At 48.4% G+C, this 20553-nt stretch carries 16 protein-coding genes; 15 read left to right on the top strand and 1 reads right to left on the bottom strand.

All coding sequences use genetic code 11. The features are described from left to right. The first annotated feature begins 158 nt into the window (after nt 1-158). The 6 genes from gmd to KTH90_RS03915 all read left to right on the top strand — a co-directional run bounded on the left by gmd (nt 159) and on the right by KTH90_RS03915 (nt 6625). Nucleotides 159-1232, top strand: coding sequence for a GDP-mannose 4,6-dehydratase (gmd, locus tag KTH90_RS03940; protein ID WP_238726276.1), 1074 nt, complete (start codon nt 159-161; stop codon nt 1230-1232). Beyond that, on the top strand, nt 1232-2173 hold the full coding sequence (locus KTH90_RS03935) for a GDP-L-fucose synthase family protein (RefSeq protein WP_238726275.1): 942 nt from the start codon (nt 1232-1234) through the stop codon (nt 2171-2173). Before gmd ends, KTH90_RS03935 begins: the two co-directional genes overlap by 1 nt. A 51-nt stretch (nt 2174-2224) precedes the next feature. After that, entirely contained in the window at nt 2225-3901 is a 1677-nt protein-coding gene (locus KTH90_RS03930; RefSeq protein ID WP_238726274.1) for a phospho-sugar mutase, read from the top strand. Between the two features lie 41 nt (nt 3902-3942). Further along, a complete protein-coding gene (locus KTH90_RS03925; protein ID WP_238726273.1) occupies nt 3943-5301 on the top strand; it encodes a sugar phosphate nucleotidyltransferase in 1359 nt (452 codons plus the stop codon). A gap of 88 nt (nt 5302-5389) precedes the next feature. Next, nucleotides 5390-6154 carry a DeoR/GlpR family DNA-binding transcription regulator gene (locus tag KTH90_RS03920; protein WP_158349808.1) on the top strand — a complete coding sequence of 255 codons (765 nt, stop codon included), beginning with the start codon at nt 5390-5392 and terminating at the stop codon, nt 6152-6154. Beyond that, nucleotides 6155-6625: a DUF3795 domain-containing protein gene (locus KTH90_RS03915; RefSeq protein WP_158349807.1), complete on the top strand. Its 471-nt coding sequence runs from the start codon at nt 6155-6157 to the stop codon at nt 6623-6625. 37 nt (nt 6626-6662) lie between these two features. On the opposite strand, the gene KTH90_RS03910 is transcribed toward KTH90_RS03915, so the two are convergent. Then, nucleotides 6663-7526: a MerR family transcriptional regulator gene (locus KTH90_RS03910; RefSeq protein WP_238726364.1), complete on the bottom strand. Its 864-nt coding sequence runs from the start codon at nt 7524-7526 to the stop codon at nt 6663-6665. Between the two features lie 259 nt (nt 7527-7785). On the opposite strand from KTH90_RS03910, the gene KTH90_RS03905 reads away from it, so the two are divergent. The 9 genes from KTH90_RS03905 (at nt 7786) to KTH90_RS03865 (ending at nt 20366) form a co-directional block, all read left to right on the top strand. After that, nucleotides 7786-9492: a diguanylate cyclase domain-containing protein gene (locus KTH90_RS03905; RefSeq protein WP_238726272.1), complete on the top strand. Its 1707-nt coding sequence runs from the start codon at nt 7786-7788 to the stop codon at nt 9490-9492. A 217-nt stretch (nt 9493-9709) separates the two neighbouring features. Then, on the top strand, nt 9710-12064 hold the full coding sequence (locus tag KTH90_RS03900) for a glycyl radical protein (protein WP_158349804.1): 2355 nt from the start codon (nt 9710-9712) through the stop codon (nt 12062-12064). 18 nt (nt 12065-12082) lie between these two features. Next, complete coding sequence (locus KTH90_RS03895; protein WP_238726271.1) at nt 12083-12997, top strand: glycyl-radical enzyme activating protein; 915 nt, start codon at nt 12083-12085, stop codon at nt 12995-12997. A gap of 900 nt (nt 12998-13897) precedes the next feature. Further along, the gene (tyrS, locus tag KTH90_RS03890; RefSeq protein WP_158349802.1) at nt 13898-15136 is read left to right on the top strand and encodes a tyrosine--tRNA ligase; all 1239 of its coding nucleotides are present in this window, start codon (nt 13898-13900) and stop codon (nt 15134-15136) included. Then, complete coding sequence (locus tag KTH90_RS03885) at nt 15137-15280, top strand: hypothetical protein (protein WP_238726270.1); 144 nt, start codon at nt 15137-15139, stop codon at nt 15278-15280. Between the two features lie 234 nt (nt 15281-15514). Next, the gene (gene alaS, locus KTH90_RS03880) at nt 15515-18154 is read left to right on the top strand and encodes an alanine--tRNA ligase (protein ID WP_158349801.1); all 2640 of its coding nucleotides are present in this window, start codon (nt 15515-15517) and stop codon (nt 18152-18154) included. Between the two features lie 178 nt (nt 18155-18332). Beyond that, nucleotides 18333-18509, top strand: a complete 177-nt coding sequence (gene rpsU / locus KTH90_RS03875) for a 30S ribosomal protein S21 (protein WP_021737899.1) — start codon at nt 18333-18335, stop codon at nt 18507-18509. A 351-nt stretch (nt 18510-18860) separates the two neighbouring features. Next, nucleotides 18861-19730 (top strand): SNF7 family protein, encoded by an 870-nt coding sequence (locus KTH90_RS03870; RefSeq protein ID WP_158349800.1) that lies wholly within the window; start codon nt 18861-18863, stop codon nt 19728-19730. Nucleotides 19731-19796: 66 nt separating this feature from the next. After that, a complete protein-coding gene (locus KTH90_RS03865) occupies nt 19797-20366 on the top strand; it encodes a putative ABC transporter permease (protein WP_408626272.1) in 570 nt (189 codons plus the stop codon). Nucleotides 20367-20553 lie beyond the last annotated feature (187 nt).

The raw sequence follows: 20553 nt of genomic DNA, 5'->3' as shown, positions 1-20553 counted from the left end.
CCTATATAAGTCAATTTTCCACGTATACATTTAGAGTATACTACTATATACTCACAAAGAAAAGAAAAAGTCAAAAAAGAGATGTCGCAAGATAAGAATATTTTTTTATAATAATGGAAAAATAGAATGATTTTGCAATCAAGGAGGAATTTAAAACAATGAAAAACACAGCGTTAATAACAGGGATTACAGGACAGGATGGATCTTATCTGGCCGAGTTGTTACTGGAAAAAGGATATGAGGTGCATGGCATCATCAGAAGACACAGCAGTATCAGTACGGAGAGAATCGATCACCTGATTCATGACCCTGAAATAAATGGCATAACTTTTTTCCTTCATTATGGAGATCTGACCGACACCAGCAGTCTCAACCGCCTGCTGGAAAAAATCCGTCCTTCAGAAATTTATAATCTGGCGGCCCAGTCCCACGTGGCTGTATCCTTCGAAGTGCCGGAATACACGGCAGAGGTTACCGGAATCGGTACACTCAGAATCCTGGACGCTATAAAAGAAAGCGATCTGAAATGCAAATTTTACCAGGCGTCCACTTCGGAACTGTTCGGCGGCCTGCCCGAGACGGCGCCCCAGAGCGAGAAAACACCATTTTATCCGAAGAGTCCTTATGGGGCGGCGAAGCTGTATTCCTACTGGATCACGGTAAACTACCGGGAATCCTATGATCTGTTTGCCTGCAACGGAATTCTGTTTAATCATGAATCGCCCAGAAGAGGCGAGAACTTCGTGACCAGGAAGATCACGCTGGCCGTGGCCTCTATCATGGCAGGAAAACAGGAGAAATTATCGTTGGGCAATATGGATGCCAAACGGGACTGGGGATATGCCGGAGACTATGTGGAAGGTATGTGGAGAATCCTGCAGCAGGAGAAGCCGGGCGATTATGTGCTGGCGACCAATGAAACCCACACAGTGAGGGAATTTGTGGAATTGTCTTTCGCGGAGGTTGGAATCGATATCGAATGGGTTGGAAGCGGTGTCGGGGAAAAGGGATTTGACAAAAAGACCGGCCGGCTGCTGGTGGATGTGGATCCCCGGTTCTTCCGGCCCGCCGAGGTGGAATTCCTCTGGGGAGACTGTACCAAGGCGGAGAGCGAGCTTGGATGGCAGCGCCAGGTCAGCTTTCCGAAATTGGTGTCCATGATGGTGGATGAAGATATGAAATCGATAGCCGGAATCAGTGCAAAGGAATTCAGAGAGGCCGGTGAACACTGATGGATAAGAACAGCAAAATCTACGTGGCCGGACACCATGGAATGGTAGGTTCTGCGATAATACGCAGGCTGCATGACCAGGGCTATCAGAACCTGGTATTACGAACTTCAAAAGAACTGGATCTGAGACGGCAGGCCGAGGTGGAGCGTTTCTTTGAAGAAGAACAGCCGGAATATGTATTTCTGGCTGCGGCAAAGGTAGGCGGTATTATGGCAAACCAGAGCTATCCCGCCGATTTTATGTACGACAATATGATCATGGAAATGAATGTGATACACAGCGCCTACGGAATTGGAGTGAAAAAACTAATGTTTCTGGGGAGTTCCTGCATTTATCCCAGGCTGGCTCCCCAGCCCATGCCGGAAAGCTGTCTGCTGACCAGTTCCCTGGAGCAGACCAATGAAGCTTACGCACTGGCGAAAATATCAGGATTAAAATATTGTGAGTATCTGAACCGGCAGTGCGGGACGGATTACATTTCCGTCATGCCCACCAATCTGTATGGTCCCAATGATAACTACCATCCGGAGCACTCCCATGTACTTCCAGCCTTGATCCGGCGCTTCCATGAAGCCCGGGAGGCGGGAAAAGAAGAGGTGGTAATCTGGGGGAGCGGAAAACCGCTGCGGGAATTCCTGTACGTGGATGATCTGGCAGATGCCTGTGTCTATCTGATGAATACTTATTCAGGCAATGAAACGGTCAACCTGGGAACTGGAAAAGAAGTATCGATTGCGCAGCTGGCCGAACTGGTGAAAGAAGCGGTAGGATATAAAGGGAAGATTACCTATGATCCTTCCAAACCCGACGGGACACCCAGAAAGCTTCTGGATGTCAGCAAGCTTAACGCGCTCGGATGGACCTATCAGACCGAGCTGGAAGAAGGAATCCGCCTGGCTTACGAAGATTTCAAAAATAGTGAAGTCAGGGCGGAACGGTAAAAAACTGCCGCTAAGTGCTCATAGCGAAAAAAATAGAAAAGGTACCAAAATATGAGAGATTACAAAAATATCTATGAAGAGTGGCTCCAAGCATCCTACATTGACGATGACACGAAAACAGAACTGAGGAATCTGACGGAAGAGGAGATACAGGACCGTTTCTATAAAGACCTGGCCTTCGGAACAGGCGGCCTGCGGGGAAAAATGGGAGCGGGGACAAACCGGATGAACCGCTATACGGTCCGCAAAGCGACCTATGGAGCAGCAAACGCGTTGAAAGCCCGCTATGCAGGCGCCCAGACACCTCTTCGGGCAGTGATCGCCTACGATTCCAGAAATCATTCCGAGGAGTTCGCAACGGAAGCAGCCGGAGTATTGGCAGCCTGCAAAATACATGTAACGCTGTTCAGCACCCTGATGCCGACCCCTGTATTGTCCTTCGCCGTTCCCTATCTGAACAGTCAGATGGGCATCGTAATCACGGCCAGCCATAATCCAAAAGAATACAACGGTTACAAGATCTATGACGAAAAAGGATGCCAGCTGATTCCCGAGAAAGCGGAATATGTGATCCGCTATGTGGAAGAGGTGAGAGATCAGCAGAAAATACCGTATGCGGATTACCGGACGGCGCTGCAGGAAGGACGGATCGAACGGTTAGGCGAAGAGGTATTGGAAGCCTTCCTGGAAGCTGTGCTGACACAATCCATCCTGCAAGATAAAGAAGCGAAGGCAGCTCTTCGCATCGTATATACGCCGCTCCATGGAACCGGAAACCAGCCTGTCCGAAGAGCGCTGAAAAAAGCAGGTTTCACACAGGTTTTTGTAGTGGCTGCGCAGGAAGAACCGGACGGTGATTTTTCCACCGTGCGCTCTCCGAATCCGGAGGAAAGGGACGCACTTAATCTGGCCCTTGCACAGGCAAAGCATGAAGAGGCGGATCTGGTGCTTGGAACTGACCCGGACTGCGACAGAGTCGGAGTGGGAGTGCTCCATCAGGGAGAATATCGCCTGCTCACGGGGAATCAGATCGGCGCGCTCCTGGTGGCCAATGTATGTGAAAAGAATGCCTCCGCCCTGTCGGAGCGCAGTACACTGATCAAAACTATTGTAACCAATGATCTGGGAGCCCGCATCGCTGCGGATTATGGCCTCCAGGTGGTAAATACGCTGACCGGGTTCAAATTTATCGGTGACAAGATCACAGAATTTGAACGCACAGGAGAAAAGAACTTTGTCATTGGCTATGAGGAAAGCTATGGTTATCTGGTGGGTACCCACGCCAGAGACAAGGACGCGGTAGTGGCCTCCCTGCTGATCAGTGAGATGGCGGCCGCCTGCAAAGCAAAGGGCAGAACCCTGGTCGATGAGCTGGAGCTATTGTATAAGAAATACGGTTATTATCTGGATGCCTTGTCCTCCTATACCTTGGAAGGAGCCAAGGGGGTGGAGCAGATCCGAAACAGCATGGCAAAGCTCCGAAAAGAAGGCATCCGCGCGATACCAGGTACAATAAAAATGACAGACTATCTGCAGGAAACGGAAGAGCTGCCCAGATCCGATGTGTTAAAGTTTTTCTGGGCCGATGGCTCCTGGATGGCCGCTAGGCCTTCCGGAACGGAACCCAAAATTAAATTTTACTATTCCATCTGCGGCAGCAGCCAGGACCAGGCGGAAAAAAGGCTCCGGACCATACAGCAGCAGGTACGGGAATTATTAGAACTGTAACATCAAGTGAGAACTGCCAGGACAGAAAGGAAAGACATTCCATGAATATAATCTTATTATCCGGAGGCTCCGGAAAAAGACTGTGGCCCTTATCCAATGACCATAGGTCCAAACAATTTCTGAAATTGTTAAAAAAAGAAGACGGAAGCTACGAATCCATGGTTCAGCGGGTCTACCGCCAGATCAAAGAAGCCGGTATCAGGGCAAACATCGTCATAGCCACCAATAATTCTCAGGTAGACTTCATCAAGACCCAGCTGGGAGAGGAAGTTGATATTGTAGTAGAGCCCGAGCGCAGGGATACATTTCCGGCTATCGCACTCTCCAGTGCCTATCTGGCATTAGAAAAGAAGGCGGATCCCGGGGAACCGGTACTTGTTCTTCCCGTTGACCCATACGCGGAGCTGGAATATTTCCACGTAATCCAAAGAATGGAAGCGGCCGTACAGCAAAATGCAGCGGACATCGTGCTGATGGGAATCAAGCCCACCTACCCTTCTGCTAAATACGGATATATCATTCCTGAATGCGGTCAAGGTGCCGCCGGAGACAGGGAAAACCAGTCTCTCTGCCTGGTAGAGCGGTTCACGGAAAAACCTTCAGAAGAAGAGGCCGGCCGGTTAATTGCCGAAGGCGCTTTCTGGAACGGCGGGGTCTTCGCATATAAACTGGGCTATCTTATGAATCTCATTGAAAAATACCAGGCAGGCAGCACCTTCGAGGGAATCCGGCAGAATTACGGACGCCTGAAAAAGATCAGCTTCGACTATGAGGTGGTAGAAAAGGCCAATTCCGTGGCCATGGTACCCTACCAGGAGAAATGGAAAGATCTGGGGACCTGGAATACGCTGACTGAAGAAATGGAAGAAGCCGCGATCGGACCGGTAACGATCGGAGAAGGCGCTGAAAACACCCATGTCATCAATGAACTGGATATTCCGATGGTAGTACTGGGGACTACCGACCTTGTGGTGGCGGCCAGCCCTGACGGTATCCTGGTTTCGAACAAACACAAAAGTTCCTATCTGAAACCCTATGTAGACGGCCTCAATGACCGCCCCATGTATGAAGAACGCCGCTGGGGGGAATATAAAGTCCTGGACTATATGACCCACGAAGACGGCATCAAATCCCTGACCAAGCACCTGGCTATCAAAGAAGGCCAGGCAATCAGTTACCAGCGCCATCTGATGCGTGATGAAATCTGGACCATCATCGACGGCACCGGTGACCTGGTCATCGACGGTCACGTAAGGAATGTCCGGCGTGGAGATGTAGCCTATATCACGAAAGGGCAGAAACATGCCATGCGGGCCGTCACAGATCTTGAATTCATCGAAGTACAGATCGGAAAAACTCTGATCGAAGAGGACATCGAGCGTTTGGAATGGACTTGGTGATTGTCAGAAAAGTCCTGGACATGGTATACTTATACTAACTGACATAAGAACGGTAAGTATAAGGAAAATAGTCCAAAGGAGAGTTTTGATGTTTGTAGAGGAGAGGCAGAACACGATTGTTTCTATGGTGAATGAAAAGGGGAAAGTCAGGGTTAAGGATTTGAGTGAGCTGTTCCAGGTGACGGAGGACTGCATCAGGAAGGATCTGGCGGCATTAGAAAAGGCGGGAATGCTCAAAAGGGCTTACGGAGGAGCGGTTCGGATTAGAATTACACCGCATGAAGTTAATGTGGTACAGCGTAAGGATAAGAATATAGAAGCGAAGCGCAGGATTGCGGAGAAGGCCTTGCGTCTGATCCGCAATGATGAAATGATTTATATGGATGTATCCACCGCGAATACAGAACTGGCCAAGCTGTTGGTTAGTTCAGGGCTGAAAGTGACGGTGGTGACGAATATGATCGACGTAATGCTTACTTTGGCTGTGCCTGATACGAAAATTCATACGGTATTTATCGGCGGAACTTTTGGCCCGGGGAAAGATGGGTTTATGGGTTGTATGTCCATGGAAGCGATTTCACATTTTAAATTCGATAAGGCGTTTCTGGGGGCGGTTGGCGTGGATCTGTTTGATAACAGCGTCTCTACTTACGCGGCGGAAGACGGAATGACGAAGCAGAGCGCGATCGCGGTAAGTAAGGTTATTTATCTGATGCTGGAAACCAGGAAATTTAATACGGACGGCACGTTTAAATATGCCAGGGCAGATGATTTTAACGGCTTTATTGTGGAGGAAAAGCCGGCGGAGGATGTTCTGGAGGCGCTGAAAGATTATAGTCTGGAGATAATTTAAATGAGAATGCCGGTTGAACCGATAGAACCAGAGATGTTCGCTCCATGTGGGATGAACTGTAAAGTATGCTATAAACATTGTTATCACAAAAAGCCATGTGACGGCTGCCTGAAAAGCGACAGGGGAAAGCCGGAACATTGCCGCAAATGCAGAATCAAAGACTGTATACGGAAAAAGGGTCTGTCCTATTGCTTCGAATGTGCCGAATATCCCTGCAAACAGATTAAATATCTGGAAAAAAGTTATCGCACAAGATACGGCGCAAGCCTTATGGATAACAGCCAGTCTGTGAAGGAAAAGGGGCTGGAGGCGTTTATGGAACAGCAAAAAGCGAACTATACCTGCCCGGAGTGCGGAGGCATTATTTCTATTCATGATATGGAGTGCAGTGAATGTCAGCGGAAGGTACATAAGGCCATACAAAGATCAGGATGGAATGGGAGAAGGGTAGGAGAGCGGTCTGACGGATAGCTTATCCGGCAGACCGCACCTGCTTTTCCTGGGAATATTACTTTCCGTCAAGATAAAACTTCAACGCCAGGCCGATAAAGTTTGATGCACCTTTCCCATATTTTTTATCAGTCACTTCGATATATAAAGGAGTTGATAGATATGCCTCAGCCATAAGAGGCCAATAATTATCTCCCATCTCAATGCCGTTGGCGCATTTATTAGTAAAATCGACCAGTTCACGGACGATTTTCTGAATTTCGGGGGAGGATACGTTTTTTGACAGATCAGCCGTAAGCCTTCCTGTAATCTCATCCGTTTTCTCGATTAGATCGCCTGCCTCGGATGGAGAAATGACCGGTCCATTGGACAGATAATCCTGAAAGTTTTTTTCCATGGCACTTGTGAAAGCTTCTATACTGCCGTACTGTTTTACAGCCATATCCGCAATATCTTTCTCACGAAATTTCAGATCTGAAAACATCTCATCGAAAGCTTCCATACTTCCCAGCCGTTTGACAATTTCATCCGTGTGCATCCCTTTAAAATTATTTAAAATACGAAAATATTCACTCATATCAAAATCTTCAAAATCCATACATTTTTCTCCTATTATAAGTTTGTCCAGCAATCCCAATAAGGCATTTAAGCGATCGCGTTTCAACTCTATCAATTCCCGCTGCTTTTTAAATGCGGCGTCCTTGTTGAACGCGGGATCATTCATAATAATTTGTATTTCTTTTAATGTGAAATCGAGTTCTTTGAAAAACAGAATCTGCTGAAGTTTTTCCAATGCATCCTCATCGTACAGCCGGTATCCGGCAGCGGTAGTATTGGTAGGTTTTAAAAGGCCTATCCCGTCATAAAACTGCAGAGTTCTCACACTGACACCCGCTAACTTGGATACTTGTTTTACCGTCATCATATCAAATCACCTTCTTTATTTAGTTCAGAGAATGTCTTTCCGGCCGGCAGCGGAATGTGTTTTACATCTCTAAGGATTACATTACCCTATTACGATGCGTAAGAGTCAATACATTTTTATAATATTTAAAATATTTACGCCCAAATCGTTAATATTTAAAATTATGAATGTAAAAAAGGTGGAATATTCATGTGAATTCAAACATAGAATAATAGTATGGAAAAAATACCGCTTTATCGGAATATGGAGGATGGCTATGTGTACGGAAGATCATGACAAATACTTTGAGAAAATTTTTGAGCGTCTGCCTTGTGGGATTTTTCTGATGAAGCTGGATGACGACCTGACTCTTCAGTACGCAAACCGCTATTTTTATCATTTGTTTGGAGCGGAACAGGAAGAAGAAGGTGAAAAGCGTTATCGGCAGCTGCGGCTGTTGGTTCTTGCGGAGGATTTCGTCAAGCTCTCCGGTCAAATCCGTGATTTTGTAAAACGGCAGCAGTACAGTTTCGATGTGACGTTCCGCTGCCTGTATGGATCCGGTGAAATATTCTGGATGACTATGAGATGCGTATGGCTTGCGGAAAAACCGGACAGCCTGATCGGAGTCATATCAGATTCCGGAGGACAGCGGGGGACAAATGAGCAGCTTAGGGTGAGCCTGGAAGAGACCAGACTGGCATTCCAGCTTACCGATAAGATGATGTATACCTACTACGTGAAAGACAGGAGACTGTGCCTGCCGCAGAAAGCCGCCGATGAATTTGGTCTTCCCGCAGTGATACAGGATGTTCCCTATTCCATTGTGGAAGAAGATCTGATTGCTGCAGAATCCAGAAAAGCCTACATAGATTTTTATGAAGACATGATAAAGGGAAAGCCAAATGGACAGGCGACAGTCAGAAAGAGAAGAAAAGACGGAAGCTTCGGATGGTTTTCAGCCAAATTCTCGCTGATCCGTAACTGGGAGGGAAAACCAGAGCGGGGAATAATAGCCTGTGAAGACATTTCCGAACAATACGAAAAAGAACTGGCTTATCAAAAGTGGTGCCAGTATTTTGCGTCTCAGAAGAAAAACAGAATCGGCTGTTATGAATATAATCTGACTCAGAATTCTTTTGACGAGGCAAGCAGTTCCGAGCCTCCTTTCAGCCGATACGGCAATTCCTACACAGAAACCATGACTTATATTGCCGAGTATCTGGTGACAGCCGAGGACCGAATTATGTTCAGCCGCTTTTTTGACCGTGAAAGGCTTCTGCAGCGCTACAAAGAAGGACAATGCCATATGCGGCTGGAATACCGGTGGATAAGTGTCAGGGGGGACAAACTCTGGGCCCGGGCTACCATACAGCTTCTGAAAGAACAGTATACTTCCGATGTAAAGTTATTTATTGTAATACATGATATTACCGACGAGAAAAAGCATGAGGAGGAGATCCGGTGCAGGCTGGAGGAAGACATGCTGACCGGAGTACTGAACCGGGTAACCTTTCATGATAAAGTGGGAGAGGTACTCAGAAAGAATGAATTTTATGGACAACATGCGCTGATGATTCTCGATATAGACCATTTTAAGGGAATCAACGACAGTCTCGGACACCAGTTTGGGGATCAGGTATTGGGAGAAAGCGCTGCGATTCTGAAGAGGGAACTTCGTAAAGATGATTTGTGCGGCCGGATTGGCGGGGATGAGTTTATGGTATTTTTGAATGATGTTCCATCCGAAAAAGAGCTGGAACCGAGAATTGCGCAGATCTGCAGTTCACTAACCCACTGTTATGAAGGGTATGGCACAGTATCCTGCAGTATGGGAATTACCTTTTATCCAAAGGATGGAATCTGGTTCGAGGAACTGTATCAAAAAGCAGATTTGGCTTTGTATGAGGCAAAACATTCCGGGAGGTCCTGCTATAAGTTCTACAGAGTTCCTTTTGAACAGAACGGGCAGAATGTCTGCTGAAAAATGAATACTATCGTATGTATTAAATAAGGCAGGAAAACATGCTTTCTGCCTTATTTTGTATTGAAAGAATAAATGACAGAGACAACCAACAAATTCCTATATAAACAAAAAATAATAAATACAACTTGATAATTGCGATATAAAATGGTATTATCGAGATGAAACAATAAATAATAATATAAAACAATATATAATAAGAAAAAGGCGGGTTGCTATGATGGATGTAATTATGACCGACCGAATCCGGTCTTTAAAAGAAAAAATGTTGTCTGAGCCGAGATTTGCATCAATTGAACAGGCGTTGATTATCACAAATACATACAAGAAAAATGAGAATAAACCGAGAATAATTCAAAGGGCGCTGGCGCTGAAAGCGGCTTTGGAACAGATGCAGATCAAAGTGGAAAAGGAAGAGCTGGTCGTGGGCAACCGTACGGCAGGGGTCCGCTATGGGGTAGTGTCCCCGGAGAGCGGAAGCACCTGGGTGGATAAGGAATTTGAGACCCTTCCCACCAGGCCCCAGGACCGTTTTCAGGTGAGGGAAGAGGATATCAGAACCTTCCGGGAAGAGATCAAGCCATATTGGGAAGGAAAATCCCTGGAGGATGTGCTGAGACAGCGGTACGGCTCAGAGATTGATGATATTTCCATGGTAGTTAAGATTAATCAGAAGGATCATGCACAGGGGCATATTTGCCCTAACTGTGAGGAGTGGCTGCAAAAAGGACCGGCTGTGCTGGAGCATGAAGCGGCTGCAGGATTGGAGCAGGCCCAGGGAGATCGGAAGGATTTTTACGAGAGCGTGCGGATTGTGATGGAGGGAAGCAGGCATTTTATGGTCCGTTACCATGATCTGATCCGGGAGATGGCGGAGCAGGAATCCGACTCAAACATCCGGGAATCTCTCCGAAAGGTTGCGGCCAACTGCAAAAATATCAGTGAGAGGCCGGCAGAGACATTTCATGAGGCGGTTCAACTGCTCTGGTTTTTATTTGTCATACTTCAGATGGAATCCAACGCCTCGTCATTTTCACCTGGAAGAATGGACCGGTATCTTTACCCCTATTATAAAAAAGATAAGGAAGAAGGAAGACTGGATGACCAGCAGGCACTGGAGATCATTGAAGCGCTCTGGCTGAAATTCAATCAGATCGTATATATGAGAAACTCCAATGGGGCCAAATATTTTGCCGGTTTCCCCATCGGATTTAATATTGCGATCGGCGGACAGGATGCGGAAGGAAATGATTTCAGCAATGAAATATCATTTCTGTGCCTGAAGGCCCAGGAACATCTGGGACTTCCGCAGCCAAACCTGTCGGTGCGCCTTCATCCGGGAACGAAGGATGCATTGTTAAAGGAAGCCATCCATGTGGTGTCAAAAGGAAGCGGAATGCCTCAGTTCTTCAACGACGCAGCCGTCATCCCTGCACTTCAGGAACTGGGAATGGAAGAGGCAGATGCCAGAAACTATGCGGTAGTAGGATGTGTGGAACTGTCCACGCAGGGAAACAATCTGGGCTGGAGCGACGCGGCCATGTTCAATATGAACAAAGCGCTGGAGTTGACCCTGACAGGAGGAAAATGCCTGCTGAGCGGCCGTCAGATTGCGGAAAACCATGGAGATCTGACCACTTACCGGGATTTTGATGAATTAGAAGCATCCTTCCGAAAATATCTGGATACCTACCTGGACAAGATGGTCCTGGCCTGTGAACAGGTGGAAAAAGCCCATATAGACCTGCTTCCGTCTCCGTTTTTGTCCTCGGTGATAGACAATTGCATGAAAAATGGTGTGGACGTAACGAACGGCGGGGCCAAATACAATTTCTCCGGAATCCAGGTCATCCAGGTGGCTAATCTGGCCGACAGCCTGGCTGCCATCAAGCAGCTGGTCTATGAGGAAAAGAAAATAACGCCCCGGGAACTGTTGGACGCTCTGACGCATAACTTTGAAGGCTATGAGGTGATCCGCAGTATGCTCCTTAACAAAGTGCCAAAATACGGCAATGATGTGGACTGGGTGGACCAGATGGGAGTCAAATGGGTCAGCTATTTCCGTAAACGGTTGTCCGAATATAAAAACTACCGCGGAGGCAAATATCACACAGGTCTGTATACGGTATCCGCTCATGTACCCATGGGAGAAAACGTGGGCGCGTCTGCGGACGGAAGAAAGTCCCAGGACCCGCTGGCCGACGGCGGCATGTCCCCGGTATACGGCAGAGATGTAAATGGGCCCACTGCAGTCCTGAAATCTGTGTCAAAATTAGATAAGCTCCTGACCAGTAACGGAGGGCTGCTGAACATGAAATTCCTTCCGGAATTCTTCCGAACCCAGTCAGGAATTGACAAATTTGCCCGCATGCTCAGGACCTTTGTAGAGCTGGAAATCCCACATGTCCAGTTTAACGTAGTGCGAAAAGAAGACCTGATCGCCGCGAAAAAGAATCCGGAGGCCTATCGGGGCTTAACCGTCCGGGTAGCCGGTTACACAGCCTATTTCGTAGAACTGGCGGATAAACTGCAGGACGAGATCATCGCCCGCACCAGCTACGCGGATATTTAAAATCAGGAGGACCATGATATGACAGGCAGAATATTCGACATCAGAAGATTTTCTACCCATGACGGCAGCGGCATCCGTACCACTATATTTCTGAAAGGATGCCCGCTGCGCTGTGTCTGGTGCCAGAATCCGGAAGGGCTGAGCTATGAAAAGCGTCCCCTCTGGTTCCAGAACCGCTGCATCGGCTGTGGAATCTGCCTGGATCTCTCCCGGGATCTGGGAGTGTCCCAGCGGGACAGCCGGATTCATCTGGATATCACCCGCAGAGAGGACTGGGATGAAATAATCGATGCCTGTCCGGGAACGGCCCTTAAGATGGATTCCCGGGATCTGACAGTCGAAGAAACATTGGAAGAAGCCCTCAAAGACAAAATATTCTTCCAACAGGGAGGCGGTATCACCCTATCCGGCGGAGAGCCATTCCTCCAGCCCGAGTTCCTCAAAGCTCTTCTCATCGCTTTGAAGGAACACCACATAGACACCGCCATTGAAACCTCCCTTTATGTCCCCCTATCCACGCTGAAAGGCACTCTCCCATACCTGGATACCATCTATGCCGACTTCAAGATATACGACACAAAAGCGCATCGGCGGCATACCGGAGTTCCCAACGAGACCATCCGGGAGAATCTGCGATACCTGCTGACCCACCCAGAATACAGAAACCGCGTGATCGTACGCACGCCCATGATCCCCGAATACACGGCCTGCCCTGAAAACATCGCGCAAATCGCCCGTTTCCTCACCAGCCTGTCCCCCGACACTGCCTACGAGATTCTCAACTATAACCCCCTGGCCGCCGGGAAATACGATCTGGTCGGCCGCACCTACTGCTTTACCGAAAACCCCAAACTCTACACTTCGGACCAGATGGAGAGCTTCGCCCGAATCGCCCGTGAAAATGGCGTAAAAAACCTGATTCTGGACAGCTGACCGGGGGGTTATACAAAGGGCCGGGAAGAACCCTGGAAGGCGGGCGGAGTGTTCCTGTTTGGGGCCGCTTGGCGGGTACCTGTCCTTTGACGGGCGACGGGCTGTCCGCTGTGCGGCAGCTAAGTGAATACAGGCGGCAGACTCAGGAACCGGGCCTCTGAACCAGAAACACATGATGTGTTTCCGGTTCAGAGGCCCTTGCCCGTCGGACGTGAAGTCCGCCGTGCATCCTGAGTCTGCCGCCTGAATTCACTAAGCTGCCGCACAGCCGCCCTATGCCCGTCAAAGGACAGGTACCCGCCCAGCGTCCCCAAACAGGAACACTCCGCCCGCCTTCCAGGGTTCTTCCCTGCATTGCGATAGACGGAGCAGTTAAGTCTGCAAGGATCGTGTAATCTGTCTTTTTGGGATACTGATTAAAAAATAGCGGCTCGGGCAGCATTAAAATTAAGTTAGAATCAAACCTTAACGATCTGTCAAAATATACAGACATGTCATCTGTTAGAACATGGAAAAAGGCCGATAGGAAAGCAGGGATGAGCGGTTAGGGGCGCGGCCTGCTGCCGGGGGGCATATCCCGTGGGGCCAAATCACTTGAGGCCGGGCCTTAGACCGGGTTACGCAGAAGGCGGGAGAACCTCGCAGGGCCTGGAACACTGTCCGAGCCGTTCTGTGGCGAGTTTGTTCCGGGCCCTGCCAATAAGAGGTTCTCCCGCCTTCGGAGTTATCCGGTCTTAGGCCCAGCCGAAGTGATTTGGCCCCACGGGATATGCCCCCCGGCAGCAGGCCGCGCCCCTAACCGCTCATCCCGGCCCTAACCAAACGAAATCCCCCCGCCCCTCTTGAAACCCCCGAACCAATATGGTAAGATAACCCATAAGAAACGAAGGAGGGACTAAAATGTCTACACAGGGAAATGTTTATGATGTGCTGATGGAGAGGGGTTTTATTGAACAGGCGACTCATCCGGATGAGATCAGGGAATTGCTGGGTAAGGAAAGCGTTACCTTTTATATAGGGTTTGATGCCACGGCGGACAGTCTTACGGCGGGCCATTTTCTGACGATCATGGCTATGATGCATATGCAGCGGGCAGGACATCGTCCCATCGCTCTGCTTGGAGGCGGAACGACTATGATCGGGGATCCTTCCGGGAAATCCGATATGCGTAATATGATGACGAAAGAGAAGATCGATTATAATGCCAAAAGGTTTGCGGAGCAGTTAGGACGGTTTATCGATTTTGACGAGGATCACGCGGTCATCGCCAATAACGCGGACTGGCTGCTGGATCTGAATTATGTGGAGTTCCTTCGGGAGATCGGGGTCCATTTCTCGGTCAATAAGATGCTGACGGCTGAGTGCTACAAACAGAGAATGGAAAAGGGGCTGACCTTCTTTGAATTCAACTATATGCTTATGCAGTCCTATGATTTCTGGAAGTTGAATAAGGAATACGGGTGTACGATGGAGTTGGGCGGAAATGATCAGTGGTCCAATATTATCGGGGGCGTGGAACTGATCCGGAGAAAGGAACAGAAACCGGCATACGGCCTGACCTTTAAGCTGCTGACCACCAGCGAGGGGATCAAGATGGGTAAGACCATGAAGGGAGCCGTATGGTTGGATCCTGAAAAGACCTCCCCGTACGAATTCTATCAGTACTGGCGGAATATTGAGGATGTAAAGGTGGAAGAGTGCCTTTCCCTGCTGACATTCCTGCCGATGGAAGAGGTCCGCAGGCTGGGAGCGTTAAAAGACGCCGAGATAAATCATGCGAAGGAAGTCCTTGCTTTTGAGATCACCAAGATCGTACACGGGGAGGAAGAAGCAAAGAAAGCGCAGGATGCCGCCAGGGCGCTGTTCGCCAATGGAGGGAAGAGTGATGATATTCCCACCACCACGTATACCAAAGAACAGCTGGCAGAGGGAATTGATCTGATCACGCTTCTGGTGGACACGAAGCTGGCTCCGACCCGTTCAGAAGCGCGCAGGCTGATCCAACAGGGCGGTGTGACCGTCAATGACGCGAAGATAACGGAATTTGACAGAAAGTTTACCGGCGATGATTTTGACTCGGATGGTGTTTTACTTATAAAGAAGGGCAAAAAGGGGTATCATCAAATCAAGGAAGGTTAGGTGAGTGAGATGGCTTTTTGGGCGGAATTTGTAAAGACGGTTCTGAGTATGGTGTTTATCGCGGCAGTTGCTTTCGGCGGTATCCGGTTCGGAAAATTTCTGCGCGGCCGCAAAAACGCGAAATCAGCCGGAGCGCAGGAGTAGGGACTGAAAAATATGGCTGATATGGAATGTGGATAGGGAAAGATCGCAAAGGTGGCCATAGAACTGATTGACAAAGATTTGAAATATCCATATAATAAAAACACTGGCATAAATGCTGGTGTTTTATTATGTCCTACTGATTTTATGGCCCGAAGAAAAGAGAAAACAAGCTGGAGCAGCGGGGCCGTAGCAAATATATGCAAGGATAAATGAATTACCCAGGAGGAAGAGATCGTGAAACAATATGGTGTAAATGAATTGCGTAAAATGTTTTTGGAATTTTTTGAGAGCAAGGGGCATCTGGCAATGAAAAGTTTTTCACTGGTGCCTCATAACGATAACAGCCTGCTTCTCATTAATTCCGGTATGGCTCCCCTGAAACCCTATTTTACTGGTCAGGAGATCCCGCCCAGAAACCGGGTAACCACCTGCCAGAAGTGCATCAGAACCGGCGATATTGAAAATGTAGGAAAAACGGCCCGTCACGGTACGTTTTTTGAAATGCTTGGAAATTTCTCATTTGGCGATTATTTTAAACAGGATGCGATTGCCTGGACCTGGGAGTTTCTGACCGAGGTGGTGGGACTGGATCCGGACCGGCTGTACCCGTCCGTTTACCTGGATGATGATGAAGCGTTTGAGATCTGGGAAAAAGAGATCGGCATCCCCGCGGACCGCATTTTCCGTTTTGGCAAAGAGGACAACTTCTGGGAGCATGGCGCAGGCCCCTGCGGTCCCTGTTCTGAGGTATATTATGACCGCGGAGAGGAATACGGCTGCGGAAAACCGGGATGTACTGTGGGATGTGACTGTGACCGGTATATGGAAGTCTGGAACGATGTATTTACCCAGTTTGAGAGTGATGGCAAAGGGAACTACGAAGAGCTGGAGCATAAAAATATAGATACCGGTATGGGCCTGGAACGGCTGGCTGTGGTTGTCCAGGGAGTGGATTCGATCTTCGACGTGGACACGCTGCAGGCGCTGCGCAATAAGGTCTGTGAATTCGCCAATGTGACATATAAAGAGAGTGAGGAAACAGACGTATCCATCCGTCTGATCACCGATCACATCCGCTCAGCCACGTTTATGATCTCCGACGGTATCATGCCCACCAATGAAGGCCGCGGCTATGTGCTGCGCCGGCTGATCCGCCGTGCGGCCCGCCATGGACGGCTTCTTGGAATCCAAGACGGTTTCCTCGCGAAGCTCTGTGAATCGGTGATCGAGGGTTCCAGAGACGGTTATCCGGAATTGGAAGAGAAGCGGGACTTCATTATAAAGGTACTGGCCCAGGAAGAAGACAAATTCAGCAAAACCATCGATCAGGGGCTTCATATTCTGGAAGAAATGATGCAGGAGATGAAGGCGAACAATGAGAAAACCCTGGCCGGTGAGCATGCGTTCAAATTATACGACACCTATGGATTTCCTCTGGATCTGACGAAGGAAATATTGGAGGAAGAAGGATTTAACGTCGACGAAGAAGGATTTAAGGCTTCCATGGAGGAGCAGCGCCAGATGGCCCGCAAAGCCAGAAAGGTGACCAACTACATGGGCGCCGATGTCACAGTATATGAATCCATCGATCCTGCCATCACATCCAGATTCGTGGGATATGAGACGCTGAACCACAACTCTAAGATCACGGTGCTGACCACGGAGGAAGAGCTTGTGGAGGCATTGGCAGACGGGGAAGCGGGCACGGTTATCGTGGAGGAAACCCCGTTTTACGCTACCAGCGGCGGCCAGGTAGCCGACACCGGTATCATTCGCCAGGGTAGTAATGAATTTGCAGTGGAAGACACTGTCAAGCTGCTGGGCGGCAAGATCGGCCATATCGGAAAAGTGACCAAGGGAATGTTCAAAGTAGGAGACTTGGTAGAACTTAGCGTGGATGCTGACAAGCGTCAGGCGACAGCCAAAAACCACAGCGCCACCCATCTGCTGCAGAAAGCGCTGCGGACGGTTCTTGGAACCCATGTGGAGCAGGCAGGCTCCTTCGTTAACGGTGACCGGCTTCGCTTTGACTTCACCCATTTTTCCGCGCTGACACCCGAGGAGCTTTCTAAAGTAGAAGAGATTGTCAATGAAAAAATAGCGGAGAATCTGTCGGTACAGACACAGATCATGACCCTGGATGAGGCGAAAAAGACAGGCGCTATGGCCCTGTTCGGAGAAAAATACGGAGATAACGTAAGAGTTGTGCGTATGGGAGATTTCTCAACAGAGCTATGCGGAGGAACCCATGTCACCAGCACTGGCACTATCAGTGCGTTTAAGATCCTGTCTGAAACAGGAATCGCAGCCGGTGTCCGCAGAATCGAGGCTCTGACGGCAAGCGGTGTATTCCGTTACTATGACGAGCTGGAAGAAAATCTGGCGGAAGCGGCAAAAATTGTAAAAACAACACCTGCCTCCCTTACCGTCAAGTTAAACCACCTGATGGCGGAGATGAAAGCGCTCCAGAGTGAAAATGAATCCTTAAAAGCCAAACTTGCCCAGGACTCCTTAGGGGATGTCATGGACCAGGTACAGCAGATCAGCGGCGTCAAACTCCTGGCCGTAAAAGTGGACGACGTGGATATGAACGGGCTGCGCGATCTGGGAGACCAGTTAAAGAACAAACTGGGCGAAGGTGTGATCGTATTAGCCTCAGCCAAAGAAGGAAAAGTAAACCTGGTCGCCATGGCTACCGACACAGCCCTTTCACGGGGAGCACACGCAGGCAACCTGATCAAAGGCATCGCTGCCCTGGTGGGTGGAGGCGGCGGGGGACGTCCGAACATGGCCCAGGCCGGCGGTAAAAACCCGGCCGGGATCGAAGCCGCTATCCTGGAGGCAGCCAAGATTCTGGAAGAACAAGTAAAATAAATATGAGAGGGTGCAGACCGCTCTTTGCAGAAAAATCCGCATAAGTTCCGATTTTTCCATTAAATATAGTTGACGAATCTGAAAATTATGCTATAATTACTGTTAGTGCAATAAAATACCCAGACAGTCGGTCGTATGATGCACAATACAAGGCTGGAGGGAGGTTAGGTGTGATACTATGTCGAACGTAATCGTAAAAGAGAACGAGACCTTAGATAGCGCTTTACGTAGATTTAAGAGAAACTGTGCAAAGGCTGGGATCCAGCAGGAAATTCGTAAAAGAGAACATTACGAAAAACCCAGCGTGAAGCGTAAGAAAAAATCAGAAGCGGCTAGAAAACGTAAATACAATTAATTGTGCAGAACCCCTGAGTGCCCAGGCACTCAGGGGTATTTTATTTCTGGGTCGGATAGACTCTGATGAGTGTATTTCTGTTTCTCAACAGAGGGGCCCATTCTTAGGTCCGTCTGAAGCGATTTGTCCTCACGATGTTTGGGTCCCATCCCCGAATCCCCCGGCCGCTTCCCTCTTTTCCCGGCCCCTATAAAACCAATCCCCCCACCGCACCACCGAAATCTCATTCTTAAAGGAATTCTTAATTTTTCCTAAGGATTGTTAAATTTTCGTTGCATGCGGTTGTCATTTGAAAGCTTTTACATTATAATGAACAGGTAATTTGGACAGCAAAAGTGTGAGGGTTAGGAAATGAGCAGAAGAAGAAAAAAGAGCGGCGGTATTTTCTCAGGGTTTGTGGCTGTTGTTCTGAGTCTGGTGGTATTTATATGCTTGACAGGCCTGATTGGGGTCATCTCCATGGAACAGATGGTGAGTCAGAAGAATGTCAAGACGGTGGTAAAAGAGCTTAATCTAAAGGAGCTGGCCGGCGCCAAGATGGGCGAAGCGCAGAAGTATCTGGTTTTATTCGGGCTTCCCGATGATACCATGGATCAGATACTGGAATCAGAAGCTGTCAGTGGATTTATCTCGGATTATGCTGCGGATTGTATGAATTACATCGTTCTGGGCAAAGATGCAGGTGCGGTTACAGCGGATGAGCTATCCAAAGTGTTCGAGGAAGGGCTTGACGAGGTGGCGCAGAAAAATGGACTGAACATTAGCTCGGAGGCGCGTTCGGCTCTGCTGTTTGTAGTAAAGCAGGCTTCTGATTATGTAGTGGCGGTGATACCGACGCCGCAGCAGGTGGCGGGGAATTTAAGCCCATCCACACTGAATATAATACATACGTTGTTCGCGCCAATGACAAAGGTGCTGCTGATCGTGCTGATCGTCTGTATGCTGTTCCTGACCGGCCTGGTCCGGCGGAGAATGTCGCAGTGTATGTTATGGGCAGGAATCGCGGCTCTGCCCGCCGGATTAATCTATCTGTTCCTCGGTACTGTAGGACGCGGGGCGCTGACGGAGACGCTGGCCGGTAACGGAGCGCTGGGCAGCATGGTGGAAGCAGCGGGAAACGGGATTTTCGCTGGCTTTGTGAAATGGGGCGGCATCGCTGCCGGAGCGGCAGTTGTATTGTTTATTTTGTATGGCGTTGTAAAACTCAGAACAGAAGATTAGTTCTTAAGTACAGCCGGCTATTTAAAACGCAAAAAAATCAAAAGACAGAAAGGGTGGGAAACAAGAGTGTTGGGACATACGTTTATGGGTGTGGATGTATACTATGTAGTGCATTGGTTTTTTATTTACAGCATACTGGGATGGACGATTGAATCTATCTATATGTCGTTTTGTAACAAGAAACTTACCAACCGTGGTTTTATCCGGGGCCCGATTTGCCCGATTTATGGTGTGGGAGCACTGACGGTGTATTTTGTGCTGAGGCCGTTTGCAGGTAACTATTTGGAATTATTTGTATTTGGATCGTTGATGGCTACAGCGATTGAGTACTGTACGGCTAAGATCATGATCCGTGTATTCGGAGGAGTCTGGTGGGATTATAATGAGAAACCCTTTAATTATCAGGGGGTTATCTGCCTGGAGAGTTCAATTGTATGGGGACTTTACTCAGTGTTTGAGTTCTGGTTCCTACAGAGCTTTGTGGAGCGGATCGTGAAATCCTATCCGGTAATGTTTGGAAGGATTCTTGGATTCATTCTGATCAGCTATTATCTGTTCGCGTTCTGCACAAAGATCTATCATAACAGGAAAGAAAGCCAGGATGAAGGCAACGGCGGAATATTTTATATATCGTAAGACAACTTGCTGCATAAAAACAAATTGACAGATAATATAAAAAATAATCAAAAAGAGTGTTGACAATTTGGACAAAACCTCCTATAATAAAAACATCAAAAGAAATCAAGAAAGAGAGGTACGGACCACCAAAAACTTAAGCTTTTCATTCAAAGTCTAAGCAAAGGAGGTACAGACCACCGAGAAC

Source organism: Diplocloster modestus (assembly GCF_019042245.1).
GTDB classification, from domain to species: domain Bacteria; phylum Bacillota; class Clostridia; order Lachnospirales; family Lachnospiraceae; genus Diplocloster; species Diplocloster modestus.
Note: the sequence above shows the minus strand (reverse complement) of the source record. Positions and strands in the feature narration are given on the sequence as shown.